This window comes from Curtobacterium flaccumfaciens pv. betae, from assembly GCF_026241855.1.
Classification (GTDB): domain Bacteria; phylum Actinomycetota; class Actinomycetes; order Actinomycetales; family Microbacteriaceae; genus Curtobacterium; species Curtobacterium flaccumfaciens.
The window spans coordinates 3304102-3324792 of record NZ_JAPJDC010000001.1; the positions used below are offsets into that span (position 1 = coordinate 3304102).

Sequence of the window (20691 nt, forward strand, 5' to 3'; positions counted from 1 at the left end):
CGGACGTCGAGCGGTCACGACACCCCGCCGGTGGTGACGTCGGACGTCGAGCGGTCACGGACCGTCACCTGCCGCGTCGCGCAGCGACGACGCGTGACCGCGCGGCAGGCACCAGCCGACGTGTCCTGACCCTTCGAGCCCGCCCCAGCCAGCACCGTGAGCAGGAATGGTCGCCTCCCGCTCGGGGAGGCGACCATTCCTGCGCACGAAGTGCTGTGACTACGCGGTGCGACGGCGCCGCGCGACCTCCCACAGGGTGACGCTCGCGGCGATGCCGGCGTTCAGGGACTCGGTGGCGCTCGAGATCGGGATCGACACGATCGCGTCACAGGTCTCGGTGACCAGGCGCGACAGGCCCTTGCCCTCGGAACCGACGACGATCACGATCGGACGGTCGGCGAGCTCGAGGCCGTCGAGCTCCACGTCACCGTCGCCGTCCAGGCCGAGGACGAACAGGCCCATCGACTTCAGCGACTTCAGGGTCTGCGTGAGGTTCGGGGCCATCGCGACGGGCGTGCGTGCCGCCGCACCGGCCGAGGTCTTCCACGCCGACGCCGTCACGCCGACCGAACGACGCTGCGGCACGATGACGCCGTGTCCGCCGAAGGCCGCGGTCGAGCGGATGATCGCACCGAGGTTGCGGGGGTCCGTGATGCCGTCGAGCGCGACGAGCAGCGGGACCTGGTCGCGCGAGAACGCCTGCTCGACGATGTCCTCGGACACGGCGTACTGGTACGCCGGCACCTTGAGGGCGACGCCCTGGTGCACGCTGTCGTGTCCGGTGATGCGGTCGAGCTCGGGGCGCATGAGCTCGATGATCGGCACGCCACGGTGGTTGGCGAGCGCGAGGATCTCCTTCACGCGGTCGTCGACCTCGATGCGCGACGCGATGTAGAGCGTCGACGACGGGGTCTTCGTCCGCAGGGCCTCGAGCACGGAGTTGCGCCCGGTCACCAGCTCGGAGTCGTCGGTCTTGCGTGCCGGCGGACGGCCCGTGCGACCCTGCGGGGTGCTCGAGGAACCGTGACGACCCTTGGCCGCCTCGAAGCGGTCCTTCGCGGCCTTGCGCTTGCCGGCGGGGTGGTACGGGCGGTCCTCGGCCTTCGGGGTCGGCTTGCGGCCCTCGAGCGCCTGGGCGCCCTGTCCGCCGGACCCGACCTGCTTGTTGCCCTTGCGACCGGTGCGGACGGCGCCGGGCCGACCCTTCTTGCTTCCCGAGACGTTCTTCATGCGTAGCTCCTGTTCGGCACTGCCGTGTTCAGGCGATGCTCCAGCGTGTTCCGGACGGCGTGTCCTCGATCGTGATGCCCGCGGCGGCGAGGTCGTCGCGCACGCGGTCGGCCGCGGTGAAGTCCCGTGCTGCCCTGGCGTCCGCGCGCTCCTGCACGAGGCGTTCGACGAGGGCGGCGAGCGGGCCTGCCGAGGTGTCGTGGCCGCCGCCCGACCAGTGGGCGGCTCGCGGGTCGATGCCGAGCACCTCCACCATCGCAGCCACCTGATGGTACGCGGTCCCGAGCGTTTCCGCATCGTCGGCGTCCAGGGCGGCGTTGCCGGTGCGCACGGTCTCGTGCAGCACGGCCAGGGCCTGGGGCACGGAGAGGTCGTCGTCCATGGCCGCGGCGAAGGCTTCGGGCACGGCCGGGGCGTCGGCGAGGTGGACGCCCTCGAGTCGGGTCTCGGCGCGCTCGAGGAACCCGGCGATGCGGTCGTACGCGGCCTCGGCCTCGGCCAGGGAACCCTCGTGGTGGTCGATCGACGAGCGGTAGTGGGCGGCACCGAGGAAGTAGCGGACGACGGCGGGACGAGCGGATCCGAGGAAGTCCGCAGCGAAGATCGAGTTGCCGAGCGACTTCGACATCTTCTGACCCTCGACCGTCACCAGGCCGTTGTGCAGCCAGTACGACGCGAACGGGTCCCCGGCGGCCGTGGACTGCGCCAGCTCGTTCTCGTGGTGCGGGAAGCGCAGGTCGAGCCCGCCGCCGTGGATGTCGAACGCCGGGCCGAGGTACCGACGGGACATCGCCGAGCACTCGATGTGCCAGCCCGGGCGGCCGGCACCCCACGGGGAGTCCCAGTTGGCCGTCGACGGCTCGCCGGGCTTCGCACCCTTCCAGAGCGCGAAGTCACGGGCGTCGCGCTTGCCACGCGGGTCGGCGTCGGCGGCCTCGACCATGTCCTCGCGCCGCTGCCGGGTGAGCACCCCGTAGTCGGACCAGCTGCCGGTGTCGAAGTAGACGTCACCCGAGCCGTCGTCGGCGGCGTAGGCGTGCCCGCGGTCGATCAGGCGCTGGATGATCTCGTGCATCTGCGGCACGCTCGCGGTGGCCCGCGGCTCGTACGTCGGGGGCAGGATGCCGAGGGCGCTGTACGCGGCGGTGAACTCGAGCTCGACCCGGTAGGCGCGGGCGAACCACTCCTCGTCCGTGCCGGCAGCCAGGTCGAGGACCTTGTCGTCGATGTCGGTGACGTTGCGCACCAGGGTCACCCGGTACCCGCGGTGGGTGAGCCACCGGCGCCAGATGTCGTAGACGAGCGCGGACCGCAGGTGCCCGATGTGCGGCGACGACTGCACCGTCGGACCACAGACGTAGACGCTCACGTGTCCGTCGACCAGGGGCACGAGGTCGACGACGGCTGCGGCGCGGGAGTCGTAGAGGCGAACGGTCACGCCTCAACCCTAATCGGCGCGGGGCCGCGGTTTCAGGAGGGACGCACGAGTGCCGTGGCGATCGCCGCGAGCCCCTCGCCACGGCCGGTGAAGCCGAGGCCGTCGGTCGTCGTGCCGGACACGGCGACGGGCGCACCGACGACCGCGGACAGGGCGTCCTGCATCTCGTCGCGGCGACGTCCGATGCGCGGCCGGTTGCCGATGACCTGCACGGTGACGGACACCGGCACGAGCCCGGCGTCCGCGAGCAGCGCGACCGCACCGCGGACGAAGACGTCGCCCGTGGCGCCGGCGTACTGCGGATCAGCGGTGCCGAAGCGTCCGCCGATGTCGCCGAGGCCCCCGGCGGAGAGCAGGGCGTCGCACACCGCGTGCGCCACCGCGTCGCCGTCGCTGTGCCCGGAGAGGCCGGGTTCGCCGGGGAAGTCGAGCAGCCCGACGCGGCAGGGCGAGGCGTCGTCGAAGGCGTGCACGTCGACCCCGAGCCCGAGCCGGACCGCGACGACGGCGTCGGGCGTCCCCGCACCGGCACCACCATTCGCCTCGGTCCGCGCCCGCACGATCGACTCGGCCCGGCCGAGGTCCCACGGCGTCGTGATCTTGAAGGCGTCGGCGTCCCCCGGCACGAACCGGACGGTGCCCCCGACGGCCTGGAACACCCCCGCGTCGTCCGTCTCGGACTGCGACGACACCGCGTACGCCCGCCGGAGTGCCGCGAGCGGGAAGCCCTGCGGCGTCTGCACCCCGACGAGCGCCGCACGGTCGACGCTCTCGACGACGACGTCACCGTCGACCCGCTTCACCGTGTCCGTGACGGGGAGCGCCGGCACGACGCCCGCACCGTCACCGGCGGCGACGGCGTCGAACACCCGCGAGAACTGTGCCGCGGGCGTGAGGCACCGCGCCGCGTCGTGCACGAGCACCGTGTCGACGGAGTCCGGCAGGACCGCCAGGCCGGCCTCGACCGAACCATGGCGATCCGTGCCTCCGGCGACGACGGCCGTGTACGCGACCGCAGCACCCGCGACCGAACCGACCACCTGCCGGCACTCGTCCAGGTGCGACGCCGGTGCGACCACGACGACGAGCGTCGGTGACGGCAAGGCGAACAGGGGTTCGAGCGCCCGCGCGAGCATGAGCGAACCGGCCACGGGCACGAACGCCTTCGCGGTCTCGATGCCGAGCCGGGTGCCGGAGCCGGCCGCAACGACGACGACCGCCCGGTCCACCCCTTCGGGGAACCGTGCGGTCGTCGTTCGTGCTGTCGTGTTCAGTGCGCTGTCGTCAGGCTCAGGAAGCCAGGACCTCGTCGAGGACGGTCGATGCCTTGTCCTCGTCGGTCTTCTCGGCCAGCGCGAGCTCGGAGATCAGGATCTGCCGGGCCTTGGCCAGCATCCGCTTCTCACCCGCGGAGAGCCCGCGGTCCTGATCGCGCCGCCAGAGGTCGCGGACGACCTCGGACACCTTGATGACGTCACCGGAAGCGAGCTTCTCGAGGTTCGCCTTGTAGCGGCGTGACCAGTTGGTGGGCTCTTCCGTGAACGGCGCCCGGAGGACCTCGAACACCTTGTCGAGTCCTTCCTTGCCGATCACGTCGCGGACGCCGACCAGGTCGACGTTGTCCGCCGGGACCTCGATCGTCAGGTCACCCTGCGTCACCCGCAGTTTCAGGTAGACCTTCTCCTCGCCCTTGATGACGCGAGTCTTGACTTCAGAGATGGTTGCCGCCCCGTGATGGGGGTAGACGACGGTCTCGCCGACCTCGAATTGCATGTATCAGGCTCCGTTCCCAGACATCCAGTTTACCACAGGGGCCGTTCCGGTAAGGGGACCCTCAACGCTCACCCCTCCCGGTGATCGCTAGGATGGGCGCGGGGACCGCCCGGTCCTCATCGTGACTTACGGAGGAATCTCTTGCGACCTCGGGTACTCGTGTCCGTCGCCGTTGCGGCAACCATCGCGCTCGGCGCCACCGGGTGCGAGTTCATGTCGCCGGCCCACACCGTCGACATCAAGCAGATCACCGACGGCGTGGACGTCTCGACCGGCAAGGTCGACGTGCGGAACGCCCTCCTGATCTCGGACGACGGTGAGAGCGCCCGCTTCATCGGCACGCTCGTGAACAACGACGACCAGGACGACTACACCGTCTCGATCGAGATCGGCGGCGACACCCAGACCGTCGACGTGCCGGCGAACACCCACGTCGACCTCGCCATGGCCGCGGGTGCGGGCAGCGACGACGAGTCGAGCGTGCAAGAGGGCGACACCACGCAGGGCACCACCGCCGGTGACGCCGAGCCGATCGTGTTCGACAACGCGGACGCGAAGCCCGGTTCGCTCGTCAAGGTCTACTTCAGCTACCCCGACGCCGAGGGCGTCTCGGCGAACGTGCCGGTGCTGACGAGCTCGCAGGAGGAGTACCAGACCCTCGCGCCGAGCCCGACCCCGACGCCCACCTCGACGTCGCCGTCCGAGAGCGGCGCACAGTCGACCGGCGAGGCCGTCCCCGGCACGCAGCCCACCGACTCGCAGACGGATTCGTCCGAGGGCGACAACGGCACCAACTGACGCCGACGGGCGCGGCTGACACCGCGCCCGGATCGTTCGCACAGGAGGCCCGGTGCGAGTCCCTGGGACTCGCACCGGGCCTCCTGTCCGTCCGCCTCAGGCCTCGATGCGGTAGCCGAGGCCGCGGACCGTCACCAGGATCTCGGGGGTCGACGGGACCCGCTCGATCTTCGAGCGGATGCGCTTGATGTGCACGTCGAGGGTCTTGGTGTCGCCGAAGTAGTCGGAACCCCACACACGGTCGATGAGCTGCCCGCGGGTCAGCACACGGCCGGCGTTCCGGAGCAGCAGTTCGAGGAGCTCGAACTCCTTGAGCGGCATCGGGGTCTCGGACCCGTCGACCGACACCGTGTGCCGCTCGACGTCCATCCGGATGCCGCCGACCTGCAGGATCCCGCTGTCCGCCGGGTCGTCCTCGGTCCGGCGACGGAGCACGGCACGGATCCGGGCCAGGAGCTCCCGGGTCGAGTACGGCTTCGTCACGTAGTCGTCGGCGCCGAGCTCGAGCCCGACGACGATGTCCACCTCCGAGTCCTTCGCGGTCAGCATGATGATCGGCGCGTTCGACCGGGTCCGGATCTGCCGGCACACCTCGGTGCCGCTCAGGCCCGGCAGCATGAGGTCGAGGAGCACCAGGTCGGGGTTCTCCGCGTCGAACTTCGACAGCGCGGTCACGCCGTCGGCAGCGACGGAGGTCTCGTACCCCTCACGCTGCAGCAGGAACTCCAGGGGCTCGCTCAGGGCCGGCTCGTCGTCGACGATGAGGATCTTGGTCACGATGGCTGCTCTTCCAGTTGCTCTTCGAGTGCTGTGGTCAGTTCGGGATCTGCCTCGGGCAGACGGATGGTGAAGGTCGAGCCCTTGCCGGGCTGCGACCAGACGCGCACGTCACCACCGTGGTTGCTGACGACGTGCTTGACGATCGCGAGCCCGAGGCCGGTGCCCCCGGTGGCGCGCGACCGTGCGGGATCGACACGGTAGAACCGTTCGAAGACGCGGTCGAGGTCGGCCTCGGGGATGCCGACGCCCTGGTCGGTGATCGCGATCTCGACGAAGCCCTTCGACGACCGCACGCCGACACCGACGCGGGTGTTGTCCGGCGAGTACTTCACCGCGTTGGCGATGAGGTTCGACACCGCGACCTGCAGCAGCCCGCGATCGCCCATCACCCGCAGCTTCGACTTCTTGGCGCGGATGATCTCGATCGAGCGGGCGCGGGCGACGACCTCGTTCGCGTCGATCGCGGCCTGCACGATCTTGTCGATGCCGGTCTCCTCGCTGTTCTCGAGCGCGTCGACGGACTGCAGCCGGGACAGCTCGATGATGTCCTTCGTCAGCGCCCCGAGCCGCTCGGACTCGGTGATCAGCTGCGCGGCGAACTTCTTCACGTGCGCGGGGTCGTCGGCGGCGAGGACGAGGGTCTCGGACAGCAGGCCGATCGCGCCGATCGGCGTCTTCAGTTCGTGCGAGATGTTGGCGACGAAGTCGCGCCGGACCTCGTCGATGCGCCGGCTCTCGGTCAGGTCGTCGGCCGTGAGCAGGACGTACCGGTTGCCGAGCTGGGCGGCACGGAAGCTGAGGTAGCCGATGAGCTCCCCGTGGCGGCCGCGCGGCAGCTCGAGGTCCTCCGACCCCATCTCCCCGCTCTTGCGCACCCGGTCGATGAGCTCGAGCAGTTCGTGGTGCACCAGGCGTCGGCGCACGACGAGCCCCGCAGTGAGGGCCTGGGGGGATGCCGCGACGACGGTGTTCGACGGGTCGATGACGACCGCCGGGTTGTGCATCGTCGCGATGACCGCTGCGACGCCGTCCGGCAGGGTCCGCTCCGCCACGTCGGCAGCACGAGCCGTCCGCTCGGCGGTGATGATCAGCACCACGACGCCCGCGCCGAAGACCCCGCCGAGGAGCATCGACAGTGGCACGAGCCACGCGTTGTCCATGCCGCCAGTGTAGGGATGGTCATGCGGGGTTCCGGTACCGTTCACCGTCTGCGGAAGGCCAGAACGCGAAGCGTTCAGCCCCGCGTCACCGTTCGTTCACCTGGGCTGACGACACTCGTCCGGTACGCAGAGAGAGGTACTCCCCCATGCGCGAAGTCTTCCAGCAGGAACTCCAGGACGTCCAGGAGCGACTGACCGAGATCGCCGGGCTCGTCGAGTCCGCCATCACCCGAGCCACCCAGGCCTTCAGCGACTCCGACGTCGCCCTCGCCGAAGAGGTGATCGCCGACGACGAGAAGATCGACCTCGCCGCGAACAGCCTCGACGAGATCGCGATCGACATCCTCGCCCGTCAGGCGCCGGTGGCCCGCGACCTGCGCGTCGTCGTCACCGCCCTGCGCGTCAGCTCCTCGCTCGAGCGCATGGGCGACATGGCCGAGCACATCGCGCAGCTCGCCCGCCAGCGCTTCCCCGAGAAGGTCGTGCCGAAGGGCTTGCGCAGCACGTTCAAGGAGATGGGCCGGCACGACGTCGCGATGGCGCAGAAGCTCACGCGACTGCTCGCCACCGAGGACATCGCGCTGTCGGCCGAGATCCGCGACGAGGACGACGCCGTCGACGAGCTGCACGCCAGCGTCTTCGACTTCGTGCTCGGCGAGGCCTGGAAGGGCGGTCCGATCGACACCGTCGACGCCACCCTGGCCTCCCGCTACCACGAGCGCTTCGCCGACCACGCGGTCTCGATCGCCAAGAAGGTCGAGTACCTGGCGACCGGCGACTGGACCGGTGCGTCCACCTCGACCGCGGCGGTCTGACCCGGCTCGATCGGTCTGACCCGGCCCGATCGGTCTGACCCGGCCCGATCGGTCTGCGAGGATCGTGGCATGGCCCAGGTCGCGATCATCGTCAACGGCATGCCCGGTTCCGGCAAGAGCAGCATCGGCACGGCACTCGCCGAGGTGCTCGGCTGCCCGTTCCTGTCGAAGGACCGCATCAAGGAGCCCCTCGCCGACGTCGTCGGCCCGATGATCGCCTCGCGGCCGCTCGGCGGCATCGCGATGGACACGATGTGGTCCATGGCGCGGGCCGTCGAGAACGGGGTCGTCCTCGACGCCGTCTGGCTGCCGTCGCGTGACCGGGACCTCCTGGAGGCCGGACTCGCGTCCGCCGGGTCGCCTCGCGCTGTCGAGGTGTGGTGCGACACGGACCGCGCCACCGCCGAGCAGCGGCTGCGCGACCGGTACGAACCGGGCACCGTGCCGGTGCGGCACGAGGTGCACGGGGACCTGGCCGACGTGCTGGCCTTCTGGGACGAGCACGGCGACGACGCCCGGCCCGTCGGGCTGCCCGGCGTCCCGGTGATCCGGGTCGACACGACGAAGCCGTACGACGTCGGGGCCCTGGTGCTGGAGATCGCGTCGCACTTCGTCTGACCAGCCACGGCTCGTCGAGCCGACCGTGCTGCCGAAGCGACAGGTCGTCGACGGGGCGATCCGTTCCTCCTGGCAGAGCGACAGGAGTCGGCGGAACGTCGGCGGCCCACTGTCGCCTTCGCGAAGCCCGGCACACGCACGAACGCCCCGCCCGGATGCCGGACGGGGCGTTCTGCGTGGGTGCTACTTCTTGGCGCCCTGGGCGGCCACGGCGGCGGCGCCGGCTGCGGCGGCCTCGGGGTCCAGGTAGTACGCGGGCTTCGTCGGCGTGAAGTCGTCGTCGAGCTCGTACACCAGCGGGATGCCCGTCGGGATGTTCAGGCCGGCGATGTCGTCGTCGGAGATGCCGTCGAGGTGCTTCACGAGCGCACGCAGCGAGTTGCCGTGGGCCGTCACCAGCACGGTCTTGCCGGCGGCGAGGTCCTTCGTGATGTCGGACTCCCAGTACGGCAGCAGACGGTCGATCACGAGCTTGAGCGACTCGGTGCGGGGCAGCTGGTCGCCGAGCTCGGCGTAGCGACGGTCACCGAACTGCGACCACTCGGCGTCGTCGGCGATGGGGGGCGGCGGGACGTCGAACGAACGGCGCCACTCCATGAACTGCTGCTCGCCGTACTCGGCCAGGGTCTGGGCCTTGTCCTTGCCCTGCAGGTCGCCGTAGTGGCGCTCGTTGAGGCGCCAGTCGCGCTTCACCGGCAGCCAGGCCAGGTCGGCCTGCAGCAGCGCGATGTCCGCCGTCTGGATCGCACGGGTCAGGAGCGAGGTGTACAGGACGTCGGGGACGATGCCGGACTCGGCGATGAGGTCGCCGGCGCGCTTCGCCTCCTTCTCGCCCAGCTCGCTGAGCCGGACGTCGACCCAACCGGTGAACAGGTTCTTCTGGTTCCAGTCACTGTTGCCGTGACGGAGCAGGACGAGCGTGGAGGTCATGGTTCCGAGTCTACCGAGCGGTACCGGCCCCGTACCCTTGACGCATGCCCATCGGGAACGTGACGCGCGGGACGACCGGGTACAACCGGCTCCGCCGCGTCGACCGGTGGATCGCGACCCTGCCGGTGCTGCGCCGGACGGACGACCCGCTCGTCGCCGACGTCGGCTACGGGGCATCACCGACCACCACCCTCGAACTGCGCGACCGGCTGGCCGCCGTCCGACCCGACGTCGAGGTGACGGGCATCGAGATCGAGCCGTCGCGGGTCGCGCTCGCGAACGCCGGGGCCCGCGACGGCGTCACGTTCCGACTGGGGGGCTTCGAGACGCCGACGCCCGGGCAGCGCCGGCCCGCCGTCATCCGGGCCTTCAACGTGCTGCGGCAGTACGACGAGTCCGCGGTGGTCGGGTCGTGGCGGATCATGCAGGACCGGCTGCAGCCCGGCGGTGCGCTCGTCGAGGGGACCTGCAACGAGGTCGGTCGGGTGGCCTCGTGGGTGACGCTCGACGACGTCGCGCCGCAGACCTTCACGGTGTCGCTCCGGCTCGCCGGGCTCGACGTGCCTTCGATCGTCGCCGAGCGCCTGCCGAAGGCGCTGATCCACCGCAACGTGCCCGGCGAACGGGTGCACGCGTTCCTGCGGGACCTCGACCTGTCGTGGGCGGTCGCCGCACCGCTCGGCACGTACGGGCCCCGGCAGCGGTGGCTCGCCACCGCGCGCGGGATGCGTGACCGCGGCTGGCCGGTGCTGCACGGGGTGACGCGCTGGCGGCTCGGTGAGCTCAGCGTCCCGTGGTCGGCCGTCGAGCCCGCCTGACGCCGCGATGCAGGACACCGGTGTTCGCGCTCCGAACACCCGCGAACCGCGGTGCGACCGGCGAACACCGGTGTCGTGCGACCCTCAGCGCGCAGGCTAGGAGCGCTTGACGGCTCCGAGGCGGGGCAGGCGCGGGACGTTCGCCGTGGCACCGGCCTCGGGCGGGACGATGGTCTCCTGCGCCGCGGTCACCACGACGTCGTCGGCCTCGAGCCGCAGGGTCGCGGTGGGGTCGAGCGAGCGCTTCACCACGGCGAGTCCGATCGGACCGAGCTCGTGGTGGATCGCCGACGCCGACAGCCGGCCGACGGGCTTGTCGTCGAGCAGCACCGGCGTGCCGGGCGCCGGCAGCACGCCGTCGGACCCGTCGAGGTGCAGCAGCACGGCTCGTCGCGGCGGGTGCCCGAGGTTGTGGACCTTGGCGACGGTCTCCTGCCCGCGGTAGCAGCCCTTCGACAGGTGCACGCCGGAGCGGAGCCAGTCGAGCTCGTGCGGGATCGTCCGCTCGTCCACGTCGGACAGGGTCGGGCGCCACGCGGCGATCCGCAGCGCCTCGTACGCGAGCAGCCCCGCGACGGGCACGTGCGACCCGGCGATCGCGGTCGCGGTGCCGGGGGTGACCACGGCGATGCGGAGGGTCCAGCCGGAGCCGGGGTGGGCCTCCTGATCGGCGTAGCCCCACCCGCCCGGCGTGACGGCGCCCCACGGGTCGACCCACTCGGCGACGGGCGGTTCCGGCAGTTCGACGGACGCGAACGGGGCGTCCGCCCCGAAGCAGCCGAGGGTGACGAAGTCGGCGGAGCGGTCGGCGACCTCGACCCGGAGCATGAAGCGCATCGAGTCGAGCCACCCGGCGAGCGGCGCGGCGTCAGCGCGCTCGGTGAGCAGCCAGGCCGTCGCACCGTCGTCGACGACGCGGGCCGCGTGCTCGACGCGTCCGGCCTGGTCGAGCACGAGCGTCTCGGTGCTGACGCCGGTCGGCAACCCGGTGAGCTGCTGCGAGGTGATCGAGTTGAGCCACGACAGCCGGTCCGGTCCGGTGACGGTGACGACACCGAGTCCGAGCTCGACGACGGCACGCCCCCGGGTCAGCAGGCGCTGCTCCCCGATCGGGTTGCCGAAGTGCGCGGCGACGGAGTCGGCGGCGACGAAGCCGTCACGCGCGGCGAACACCGACATCAGTCGACCTTCGCGAGCTGCCCCGAGGCGTGCGAGGTGAGTTCGCGACCGAGCGCGGCGATGTCCCACGCCCAGAAGAGCTTGCCCTCGACCAGTCCGTACAGGCGGGTCGCGGCGGAGTAGTCCTTCGCGTTCGGCGAGCGCAGCACGGCGTCGGTCGACAGGTCGATCCGGCCCTTCAGCACACGGCCGACGTAGAGCTCGTTGACGCCCGTCGGGTGGATGATCGCGGCCTCGACGTCGAAGCCGTCCGTGGTGTTGCGGAGCGCTTCGACGCTCTCGACCGTGCTGAAGGGCGTGGGCCCGTCGCCCAGGAGCATCGCGGGGCCGCGGTCGCCGGGCTCGGTCGGACGGTCGATCCGCCAGTAGCCCATCTCGGCGGCGAGCGGGGTGTGGTCGTCGTCGAGTAGCCAGGTGGTGGACGAGTAGTTCAGGTACGGCAAGCCGTCGTGGCTGAAGCTGACGCGCTGGCCGAACTCGTAGTTCCGGACCTCGTCGTCGTCACCGACCGGGTACTCGACCACACCGGTGCCCTCCCACACGCCGACCAGCCACGACAGCGGGACCAGTTCGGGGGCGAGGCCCTCGGGCAGCTCGATCAACGCTGGCCCTTGAACAGCTTCACGACGACGACCACCGAGATGAACGCGATCGCGAGCGACGCCAGGCCGAGGAGGCCGACGTAGAAGAGCTCGAGCGCAAGCAGCGAATCCATGCTCGGAGTCTACGCGGCTCGGCTCAACGCGCCAGGAGCACCACCGCGGTGACGAGGACCACGACGAACGCCCCGGACGACGCGATGCTGATCCGTTCGACCAGACCGTCCTTCGTGGCGGTGATGAGCTGCAACACGAAGCTGACCATCACGCAGGCGACGAAGACGAGCAGCAGCCAGGCGAAGGCGTCGCGCTCGGCCACGGTCAGCACGAGCACGGCCCCGACGACCGCCAGCACCCAGACCGGCAGGACGGACGTCAGCCGCAGGCGACGCTGGTCGGTGGGGTGCACGGGCTCGGTCACGCGCTCCATCATGTCAGGGACGTGCGGAACGCATGCACTGCGCGGTGCGATGCGTGCACCGTGGGGTGCGGTGCTCACACCGCGGGGTGCGGGACGACGCGCAATCCGTCCGGCCGGATGAGTCCTTCCCGAGCATCACTAGGATGTCTCCACGACGTCATCCACCTCCGGAGGTCCTGTGGCACAGCTCCTGGTACTCACCTCGACCGCGCCCGGAGACGTCCTGCCGAGCCTGGGCCTCCTGAGCCACCGGATCCGCCACGTGCCGGCCGAGGCCGCGCAGCTGGTCAACGCCCCGCAGAGCGACCTGATGTTCGTGGACGCCCGCACCGACCTGGTCAGCGCCAAGGCCCTGTGCAAGATCCTCGCGTCGTCGGGTTCGACCACACCGATCGTGCTCGTCGTCACCGAGGGCGGGCTGACCGCGGTGAACAGCGACTGGAACGTCGACGACGTCGTGCTCGAGAGCGCCGGCCCGGCCGAGATCGACGCCCGCATCCGGCTGTCGGCCGGTCGTGCGGCGAAGGGCCAGACGAGCTCGAAGATCCAGGCGTCCGGTGTCGTCATCGACGAGGCCAGCTACTCCGCCAAGGTGCGCGGCCGGCCGCTCGACCTGACGTTCAAGGAGTTCGAGCTCCTGCGCTTCTTCGCCACCCACCCGTCACGCGTCTTCACCCGCGAGCAGCTGCTCAGCGAGGTCTGGGGCTACGACTACTTCGGTGGCACCCGCACGGTCGACGTGCACGTCCGACGGCTGCGCGCCAAGCTCGGCGACCTCGAGTCGCTCATCGGCACCGTCCGCAACGTCGGGTACCGCTTCAACGTCTACGACGACGAGGCCGAGCGCCTGATGGGGCAGTAGTGCTCCCCGATCTCGGCAGCTTCGTCGCCCCCGGCGAGGCTCCCCCGTTCTCCGACCAGACCCTGGTCGACGTCCGCGCGGGGCGCGCGACCGTCCTGACCGTCGACCACGGGGTCGCGGTGGTCCGTGACGGCGAGCTGGAACTCGTCGTCGCCCAGGAGGCCCGTGGCCGGGGCATCGGCACGGCCCTGGTGTCGCAGGCACTCGCGCTGGGCGGCGGGGCCGCTCCCCGGCTCGCGTGGGCGCACGGGGACCACCCGGCAGCGCGTGCGCTGGCCGACCGGTTCGGCTGGCGCGCGGTCCGCACGCTGCTGCAGCTCCGGGCACCCGTCGCCGAGTCCGATGTCGACGTGGCGCTGCCAGACGGCTACTCCCTGTCGGCGTTCCGCCCCGGCACCGACGACGAGACCGACTGGCTCGCGCTGAACGCCGCCGCCTTCGCCCACCACCCCGAGCAGGGTCGGATGACGCTCGACGACCTGCACGCACGCGAGGCCGACGACTGGTTCGCAGGCGAGGACCTGCTGCTGCTCCGCGACGCCTCCGGGCAGCTCGCGGGCTCGTGCTGGCTCAAGGTCGAGGACGGCATCGGCGAGTTCTACGCCGTCGCCGTGCGGCCCGACCTGCAGGGGCAGCGACTCGGCGGTGTGCTCATGCGTGCCGGGACCGCTCGGCTGCGGGGCCGCGGCCTGACCGCCGCCGCACTCTACGTCGAGGGGGACAACGAGCCGGCGCTGGCGCTGTACCGGCGGTCGGGGTTCACGCAGCACGCGATCGACGTGCAGTACGCGGCGCCGGAGCAGGCCGCCGGCCGGTAACATTGCGTGGTCGGCGAGGGGTCGGCCATCGGGGGGATCGGGGAACGCGTGGCGCAGGACCGTCAAGGGCAGTACGGCCAGGGCGAACCGCTCGGTGCGTCTTACCGACTGGTCGAGCTCCTCGGGACCGGCGCCACCGGAGAGGTCTGGCTAGTCGAGCACTCCGCGACCGGCGAGGCCTTCGCGGCCAAGCTCCTGCGTGCCGAACTCGCCGCCGACCCGCAGATCGTCGAGCGCTTCGTCCGCGAACGCTCGGTCCTCCTCGCCCTGCAGCACCCGTCCATCGTGCGCGTCCGCGACCTGGTCGTCGAGGGTGACCGGCTCGCGATCGTCATGGACCTGGTGCCGGGCGGGTCCGCCCGCGACCTGCTCGCGTCGAACGGTCCGCTCCTCCCGCGGGACGCCCTGACGATCACCGCCGAGACCCTCGACGCACTCACCGCGGCGCACGAGCAGGACGTCACCCACCGTGACGTGAAGCCCGACAACGTCCTGCTCCAGACCGCGTGGGTCCCCGGTGCCACCGGCGCTGTCCGGGTCACCGACTTCGGGATCGCGTCGGTCGTCGCCGAACGTGAACGCACGACCACCGGGCTCCTCGGCACGCCGCAGTACATGGCACCCGAGTCGATCAGTCACGGACGCTCGGGTCCGGCCGCCGACGTCTACGGTGCCGGGGTCATGCTGTACGAGCTGCTGTCCGGTCGCACACCGTTCGCCGGACCGGGCACGGACTTCGCCGTCGCCTACCGCCACGTCACCTCGAACCCGCCCCCGCTCGACGTGCCCGACGCCCTGTGGGCCGCGGTGTCCGCCCTGCTCGCGAAGGACCCGAACGCGCGGCCGTCGGCGGCCCACGCGGCGGGGACCCTCCGTCGACTCGCACGGTCCCTCGCCTCGGCACCCGCACTGGTCGCCTCCAGCGACCCGGACTCGTTCGACGAGGTCGAGCGTCCGGCGACCGTCGTCCGTGGGGTCCGTCCCGACGACGCGGCGGGATCCCGGACCACCGCCACCGGGGACGACGCCGCGGTCGTCGGGCCGGCCCCGGAGCTCGGCCCCGCCGGGTCGCAGACCGTCATCCGGCCGATGGCGCGGCAGCCACTGCCCGCCGCACCGGCCGCTGAGCCCGAACCGACGCGTCGGTTCGCCCGCCCCGAGTGGCTGACCGACCGTGCACTCCTGTTCGGCGGCATCGGCGTCGTGCTCGTCGCCGCGCTGGTCGTCGGTGGCGTCGTGTGGCTGCCAGGGGCCCTCCGGAAGACGCCGGGCACCGGGACCGCGACCGCACAGGCCGCCAACGCCTACCAGCAGGACCGGCCACTGCCCACCGGACTGGCGACCACACGGCGCGCCACCGTCGACCCGGCGAAGGGCACCGTGGACCTGCGCGTCACGTACGCGGCACAGGCGGCCACCCTCAGCGGACCGTTCCTCGCGGTGCTGCCGGGTGCCCGCTCGGGAGCCTCCTGCCCCGCGGTCACCTGGTCCGGCGAGGGCATCACCGCGAAGCGCAACCAGCCGTCACTGACCGGCGTGGACACCGCGTGCGCGTGGAGCCTGTCCGGCGTCGAGGTCCCCGCCGGCGGAGACGTCACCGTGGAGGCCTCGGTGCCACTCGCCGTCGAGGACGGTGCAGCGCTGCAGACCTGGCTCGACGGCGTCGGCGAGGCGACGACCGCAGCCGTGACCGACGACACCGTGCGCGGGACGGCCTACCCCGTCCAGCGGCTGCAGGGTGTCGAGGTCCGGACGCCCGACCGGACGGTCAGCCAGACGGCGCTGCCGGTGACCCTGGTGCCGGTCTGGCCGAACGGTGCCGACGAGCTCAACCCGCTCTACCGCAGTCCGAGCAGCGGGCGCCCGTCGCAGATGCTCGTCGACGTGGCCGGCGGGGAGTCCGGAGTACGGTTCGCCGACGGCTGCTCGGGCGCGTTGGCCGTGTCATCCGACGGGCTCGTGGTCACCGCACTCTCCGTCGCCCCGTCGTGCACCGTCCGGGCGACGGTGGGGAACTTCACGAACCTCGAGAGCTCGCCCTTCGGGATCACGACGCGCGACTGAGCGCGTCTGCCACGCGCGTCCATCGCACGACTGAGCGCGACCAGCAGACGGACTGGAGGCCCGTGGCGGCGTCGCCACGGGCCTCCAGTCCGTCAGTCGGTCGGGTCAGCTGCCTGCGGACGCGGTCTGGACCAGGCGGACGGCTCCGCCGGACGACGCGTAGCCGCGTCCCACGGTCAGCGCGACCGGTGCACGGCGCGGGAGCGTGACGCCGAGCAGCTCGCCGTCGTAGTCGACGTCCGGCTGCAGGAGCACGCCGCACCGCGACTTGCGGACGGCGCGGGTCCAGTGGCTGTAGAGCGACCGGAGGTCGGCGGACCGACCGGCGGCGACCACGCACAGACCGGGACGCTCCGTCGCGAGCAGGGTGGCGATCGCCTGGTCGCCGTCGTCGAAGCGTTCGGCGTCGTCGATGAGCAGCAGGACCGGACCGCGCTCGAGCCGCAGCCCGGCCAGCAGTGCAGGGACCTCGTCGGGTCCGACGGCGACGCGGTCGAACGATCCCGAGGCGAGCGGTGACCGACGGTCACAGATCGCCCAGACGGCCGGGCGGACGCCCTCTGCAGCGCGTGCCAGTGCCGCCAACGCCAGCAGGACGGTCGACTTGCCCGAGCGGGCCGGCCCCGCGACGAGCACGTGTTCGCCGTCGTAGACCTCGAGTGCGGCCGGAGCGAGGTCGTCCTCGGCGATCCCGACCGGCAGCCGCCACGGCTCGCTGGAGAAGACCGCACCGGCACCGAGCTCGTCGACCAGGACGGCGTCGGGCAGCCGCCCGACCGCACTCGCCTTCGGAGCGGTGCCGGACCAGCGCTCCTCGAGGCGCTCGACCGCCTGCGCGAGCGGGACGTCGGGTGTCGCCACGTGTGACTGCAACCGCAGGACCGAGTCGATGAAGCGACCCGGCACCGGTGGCGGGACGTCCTTGGGGCGGACGCCGATCGAGGCGTAGTCGTACGGGTCCGCCAGGCGGAACATCCACTTCTGGGTGGTCACTTCGTCCATCGCGGACGGCACGGCCTTGGCCCGTGTCGTCGACACGGCGAACGAGATGCCCAGCGCGGGCCCCTCGGCGTAGACGCGGTACAGGGCGTCGAGCAGCAGCTGGCCCTCGAAGTCCTGGTACTCGTCGCGCAGTGCGGCGAGACCGTCGATCAGCACGACGGCACGGCGGCCGCCCGGAGTGGCACGACGGCGCTCGAGCTCGACGCGCAGGTGGCGGAGGAACCGCGCCTGCAACTCCCCCGCGCCGGCACCGGAGCCGACGTAGGCCGTGGTGTGCGGCAGCCGGGCGAGCGGAGCCAGGTCGCCTGGACCCATGTCGAGCACCAGCAGGTCGAGGTCGTCCGGGCTCGTCCGGTCGGCGAGCTGCAGTGCGAGGGTGGCGAGCGCGGTGCTCGTCCCGCTGCCGGGGATGCCCATGAGCATGAGGTTGCCCTCGTCGAGGTCCCATCCTGTGGTGACCTGACGCTGGTGGTCGGGGTCGTCCGCCAGGGCGACGGGCACCGTCCGCGACGTGTCAGCGGCGCCGGCTGCCGACAGCGCACCCAGCTCGACGCGGTCGCCGAGTGCCTCGGGCCAGATCGGGCGCGGCGGAGCGTAGCCGGCGGCGGCGTTCGCCTGACCGATCGACTCGATGAGCTGGTCGAGGTCGGTCACGTCGGACGCCGTCGGAGCCGGGGCGGGCATCGGCGCCGGAACGCCGAAGACGTCCGTCGGCCGGACGGACACCGGCTGTTCGGCGCGTTCGTCACGGGCTCGGCCGGTGACGAGGGCTGTCTGCACCGGGGTGATGTCGTCCTGCCCGAGCTTCACGTAGGCACGACCGGTCTGCTGGCGACCGATGCCGGCGGCCGCGGGGACGCCGATCACGTTGGTGGAGTCCTCGCGGCTCTGCACCCGCAGCGCGACACGCATGTTCGTGTTCGCCAGGATGTCCTCGCTCACCACGCCGGCCGGCCGCTGGGTGGCCAGGATCATGTGGACGCCGAGTGTGCGCCCGACCGCCGCGACGGCGACGAGCGAGGTCAGGACGTCGGGGAAGTCCTTCGCCAGCATCGCGAACTCGTCCACGACGAGGAGCAGGCGCGGCATCGGCTCGTCCGGCTTCGTCGCCAGGTAGGCGTCGAGGTTGTCGATGTCCGCCCCGGCCGCGGCGAACACCCGCTGCCGTCGCTCGAGCTCGGCCTCGAGCGCACGGATCGCCCGGTCGGCGAGCTGCTCGTCGAGGTTGCTGATCGTGCCGATGGTGTGCGGTAGCCGCTCGCAGGCGGCGAACGCGGCCCCGCCCTTGAAGTCGACGAGCAGGAAGTTCAGGCGCGTCGGGTCGTTCCGCGCAGCGAGCCCGGCGACGAGCGACCGCAGGAACTCGCTCTTGCCCGATCCCGTCGTGCCACCGACCAGGCCGTGTGGTCCGTCGCGGACGAGGTCGATCTCGAGGACGCCGCTCTCCGACGACCCGATCGGGGTCGAGAAGCCGGTGCGGGCGTCCCAGGCCGTGCGGATCGCATCGGCTGGGCTCGTGCCCGTCGGGGTCCGCGCGACCGTGTCGTCACCCGCGAGCAGCTCCGGCAGGCGGACGAGCGACGGCAACGACGCACCCGGCACCAGCAGTTCGGGATCGTCGAAGTGCGCCACGCTGCGGGCGCTCCGTTCGGCGGTCTCGGCGCTGAGGCCGGCGAGCACGACGTCCTCGACGCGGGTCCGGTCCTCCGGCCGGTAGACCGTCGCTGCGGCGTCGGCCCCGACCGTGATGATCGTCGTGCAGGCTGCGGGGAGCTGCTGCTCGTTGGTCGCGATGACGATCCCGCTCACCCGTCGGGGCTGCTCGCCGGGACGGAGCGACTGTCCGGGCACGGTGCGCCCTTCGCCGAGCAGGTTCCGGGCGGGTGCGTCGCGGCCCTCGGTGAGCACTTCCGAGTCGACCACGACGAGCAGGTTCGGGGTCGGGAGTTCGTCGAGCGACTCCCGCAGCCCCCGGAGCATCGCCGCGCTCTGGTCGCGCTGCGCCGACATCCAGCGGGCACCGGTGCTGCTCCCCGCCACGCGCGCGTGCGGCAGCCAGGAGGCCCATCCCCAGTCGTCCGCGCGGCCGGCGTCGCAGAAGATGCCCACCGTCAGATCGGCGGGCCCGCAGTGCACGGTGGCCTGCGTGAGCAGACTGCGCGCCAGCGCGAGCGCGCCCTCGCGGTCGCCGACGATCCCGACGACGCCGGCGTCGGACAAGTCCGCCACGACCGGCGCAGCGGTGAGGCGACTGTCGGCGACGGCGGCCTTCGCCTCGTCCTCGAGCTTGGACGACGCCGCCCGCTGATCGAGTTCGGGGCGCCACGGTGCGTCACCGGTGCCGGCGTGCAGGCTCAGGAAGTCAGCGTCCTCGGAGCGACGCTGCCACAGCAGGGTGGTGGGGAGCTCGGCCCGGCGGACGACGGTGGCCGGGTCGGGGACGAGTTCCTGCCGACGGGCCGCCTCGACCGCTGCGGCCTCGGCGATCTCACCCCGGAAGGACTCCACGGCCTCGGCGAAGCGGGTGTCCTCCTCCTTCAGGTTCTTCGCCCGACGGTGCTTCTGCTCGAACCACATGCCGATCGCGGTGACCGGCGACAGCAGCGCGAACAGGGCGAACCGGGCGTCGCCGAGCAGGAGCACCATCGCGCCGGCGAGGACCAGAGGCGCTGCGACGGTGATCCAGCTGAACTTCGAGGCCTGCGGGACCTCGCGCTTGGCCGGTGGGTCGACGGTCTCGGTCTCGGTGTTCCGCCCGGCTCGGGGCGGGCGGTTGAACGGCGCGGTCGCCGCGGGCGTCAGGTTGGCCAGCGAGCCCGCGGCCGGCACGGGGACCTCGTCCAGCGCTGGCCGGACCAGCAGCACGGCGCCGCCCACGATGACGCTCGTGGTCCCGGTGAGCAGGACTCCCTCGGCATCGATGCGCTCGCCCGCGATCACGGTGCCGTTCGTCGAACCGGCGTCACGCAGGCGGACCCCGTCGTCCTCGCGCTCGATCGTGCAGTGCTCCCACGAGGCGCTCTCGGTGGGCAGCACGACGTCGGCTTGCGGCGCCCGGCCGACGACGAGCTTCCGGCTGCGCGGGACCGGTACGACGAGACCCGCGTCGAGTCCCCCGGCGAGGGTGACGCTCCACCCGTCGATCGTCTGCGGTCGCTCCTGTGGTGCGCGGCCGATGCGGGACCCCTCGAGCAGGACGAGGTCGCGCAGCGGGGTCGCCGCACTGGTGCGGTGACCGTCGACCGCGAGGGTCGTCTCGGCATCGAGCTCGACGCCGATCGCCGCCGAGAGGAGCTCCCCCAGCGAGGACGCGCCGGACCACCCGTCGACCTCGACCGCTTCACGTCGGTCGTCGAGCTCGATCAGCAGGCGCATGCTCGCGGTGT

Annotated in this window: 18 protein-coding genes; 7 read left to right on the forward strand and 11 right to left on the reverse strand. The window is 71.8% G+C overall.

From position 1 onward, the window contains the following. Positions 1-219: 219 nt before the first annotated feature. From rlmB to ORG17_RS15540, 4 genes are read right to left on the reverse strand one after another with little or no spacing between them, the layout of a single operon-like run. Complete coding sequence (gene rlmB, locus ORG17_RS15525; RefSeq protein ID WP_027466607.1) at positions 220-1230, reverse strand: 23S rRNA (guanosine(2251)-2'-O)-methyltransferase RlmB; 1011 nt, start codon at positions 1228-1230, stop codon at positions 220-222. Between the two features lie 28 nt (positions 1231-1258). After that, positions 1259-2668, reverse strand: a complete 1410-nt coding sequence (cysS, locus tag ORG17_RS15530) for a cysteine--tRNA ligase (protein ID WP_214526282.1) — start codon at positions 2666-2668, stop codon at positions 1259-1261. A gap of 32 nt (positions 2669-2700) precedes the next feature. Further along, the gene (gene ispD / locus ORG17_RS15535; protein WP_250892141.1) at positions 2701-3942 is read right to left on the reverse strand and encodes a 2-C-methyl-D-erythritol 4-phosphate cytidylyltransferase; all 1242 of its coding nucleotides are present in this window, start codon (positions 3940-3942) and stop codon (positions 2701-2703) included. A gap of 16 nt (positions 3943-3958) precedes the next feature. Next, a complete protein-coding gene (locus ORG17_RS15540; protein WP_017888066.1) occupies positions 3959-4441 on the reverse strand; it encodes a CarD family transcriptional regulator in 483 nt (160 codons plus the stop codon). Positions 4442-4582: 141 nt separating this feature from the next. Between ORG17_RS15540 and ORG17_RS15545 the strand changes: the two genes are divergently transcribed. Further along, the gene (locus ORG17_RS15545; protein WP_155896892.1) at positions 4583-5239 is read left to right on the forward strand and encodes a hypothetical protein; all 657 of its coding nucleotides are present in this window, start codon (positions 4583-4585) and stop codon (positions 5237-5239) included. A gap of 96 nt (positions 5240-5335) precedes the next feature. On the opposite strand, the gene ORG17_RS15550 is transcribed toward ORG17_RS15545, so the two are convergent. Further along, positions 5336-6016 (reverse strand): response regulator transcription factor, encoded by a 681-nt coding sequence (locus tag ORG17_RS15550; RefSeq protein ID WP_027466611.1) that lies wholly within the window; start codon positions 6014-6016, stop codon positions 5336-5338. Continuing rightward, positions 6013-7179, reverse strand: coding sequence for a sensor histidine kinase (locus ORG17_RS15555; RefSeq protein ID WP_027466612.1), 1167 nt, complete (start codon positions 7177-7179; stop codon positions 6013-6015). Before ORG17_RS15555 ends, ORG17_RS15550 begins: the two co-directional genes overlap by 4 nt. A gap of 146 nt (positions 7180-7325) precedes the next feature. Between ORG17_RS15555 and phoU the strand changes: the two genes are divergently transcribed. Next, entirely contained in the window at positions 7326-7994 is a 669-nt protein-coding gene (gene phoU / locus ORG17_RS15560; protein WP_027466613.1) for a phosphate signaling complex protein PhoU, read from the forward strand. 69 nt (positions 7995-8063) lie between these two features. After that, positions 8064-8612, forward strand: a complete 549-nt coding sequence (locus ORG17_RS15565) for an AAA family ATPase (RefSeq protein ID WP_214526280.1) — start codon at positions 8064-8066, stop codon at positions 8610-8612. A gap of 183 nt (positions 8613-8795) precedes the next feature. Here the strand turns inward: ORG17_RS15565 and ORG17_RS15570 are convergent, their stop codons facing one another. After that, the gene (locus tag ORG17_RS15570; RefSeq protein ID WP_071244006.1) at positions 8796-9542 is read right to left on the reverse strand and encodes a phosphoglyceromutase; all 747 of its coding nucleotides are present in this window, start codon (positions 9540-9542) and stop codon (positions 8796-8798) included. 44 nt (positions 9543-9586) lie between these two features. Between ORG17_RS15570 and ORG17_RS15575 the strand changes: the two genes are divergently transcribed. After that, entirely contained in the window at positions 9587-10360 is a 774-nt protein-coding gene (locus tag ORG17_RS15575) for a class I SAM-dependent methyltransferase (protein WP_214526279.1), read from the forward strand. 96 nt (positions 10361-10456) lie between these two features. Here ORG17_RS15575 and ygfZ read toward each other — a convergent pair whose 3' ends face one another. From ygfZ to ORG17_RS15590, 3 genes are all read right to left on the reverse strand, one after another. Further along, positions 10457-11539 carry a CAF17-like 4Fe-4S cluster assembly/insertion protein YgfZ gene (ygfZ, locus tag ORG17_RS15580; protein ID WP_214526278.1) on the reverse strand — a complete coding sequence of 361 codons (1083 nt, stop codon included), beginning with the start codon at positions 11537-11539 and terminating at the stop codon, positions 10457-10459. Continuing rightward, complete coding sequence (locus ORG17_RS15585; protein ID WP_027466617.1) at positions 11539-12141, reverse strand: heme-binding beta-barrel domain-containing protein; 603 nt, start codon at positions 12139-12141, stop codon at positions 11539-11541. Before ORG17_RS15585 ends, ygfZ begins: the two co-directional genes overlap by 1 nt. A 136-nt stretch (positions 12142-12277) precedes the next feature. Next, positions 12278-12559, reverse strand: a complete 282-nt coding sequence (locus ORG17_RS15590; protein ID WP_128780538.1) for a hypothetical protein — start codon at positions 12557-12559, stop codon at positions 12278-12280. Positions 12560-12737: 178 nt separating this feature from the next. Between ORG17_RS15590 and ORG17_RS15595 the strand changes: the two genes are divergently transcribed. From ORG17_RS15595 to ORG17_RS15605, 3 genes are read left to right on the forward strand one after another with little or no spacing between them, the layout of a single operon-like run. Beyond that, a complete protein-coding gene (locus tag ORG17_RS15595; protein WP_017888078.1) occupies positions 12738-13421 on the forward strand; it encodes a response regulator transcription factor in 684 nt (227 codons plus the stop codon). Next, complete coding sequence (mshD, locus tag ORG17_RS15600; RefSeq protein WP_214522061.1) at positions 13421-14239, forward strand: mycothiol synthase; 819 nt, start codon at positions 13421-13423, stop codon at positions 14237-14239. Before ORG17_RS15595 ends, mshD begins: the two co-directional genes overlap by 1 nt. 48 nt (positions 14240-14287) lie before the next feature. After that, positions 14288-16303 (forward strand): serine/threonine-protein kinase, encoded by a 2016-nt coding sequence (locus ORG17_RS15605; protein WP_214526277.1) that lies wholly within the window; start codon positions 14288-14290, stop codon positions 16301-16303. Positions 16304-16408: 105 nt separating this feature from the next. Here ORG17_RS15605 and ORG17_RS15610 read toward each other — a convergent pair whose 3' ends face one another. Beyond that, on the reverse strand, positions 16409-20680 hold the full coding sequence (locus ORG17_RS15610) for an FtsK/SpoIIIE domain-containing protein (RefSeq protein WP_214526276.1): 4272 nt from the start codon (positions 20678-20680) through the stop codon (positions 16409-16411). Positions 20681-20691: the final 11 nt, after the last annotated feature.

What these genes read in the sequence shown, in the direction of transcription:
- ORG17_RS15610 (WP_214526276.1), bottom strand. Translation starts at nt 20,680, where the DNA reads ATGCGCCTGCTGATCGAGCTCGACGACCGACGTGAAGCGGTCGAGGTC.
- phoU (WP_027466613.1), top strand. Translation starts at nt 7,326, where the DNA reads ATGCGCGAAGTCTTCCAGCAGGAACTCCAGGACGTCCAGGAGCGACTG.
- ORG17_RS15570 (WP_071244006.1), bottom strand. Translation starts at nt 9,542, where the DNA reads ATGACCTCCACGCTCGTCCTGCTCCGTCACGGCAACAGTGACTGGAAC.
- rlmB (WP_027466607.1), bottom strand. Translation starts at nt 1,230, where the DNA reads ATGAAGAACGTCTCGGGAAGCAAGAAGGGTCGGCCCGGCGCCGTCCGC.
- ORG17_RS15565 (WP_214526280.1), top strand. Translation starts at nt 8,064, where the DNA reads ATGGCCCAGGTCGCGATCATCGTCAACGGCATGCCCGGTTCCGGCAAG.
- ORG17_RS15555 (WP_027466612.1), bottom strand. Translation starts at nt 7,179, where the DNA reads ATGGACAACGCGTGGCTCGTGCCACTGTCGATGCTCCTCGGCGGGGTC.
- ORG17_RS15575 (WP_214526279.1), top strand. Translation starts at nt 9,587, where the DNA reads ATGCCCATCGGGAACGTGACGCGCGGGACGACCGGGTACAACCGGCTC.
- ORG17_RS15540 (WP_017888066.1), bottom strand. Translation starts at nt 4,441, where the DNA reads ATGCAATTCGAGGTCGGCGAGACCGTCGTCTACCCCCATCACGGGGCG.
- ygfZ (WP_214526278.1), bottom strand. Translation starts at nt 11,539, where the DNA reads ATGTCGGTGTTCGCCGCGCGTGACGGCTTCGTCGCCGCCGACTCCGTC.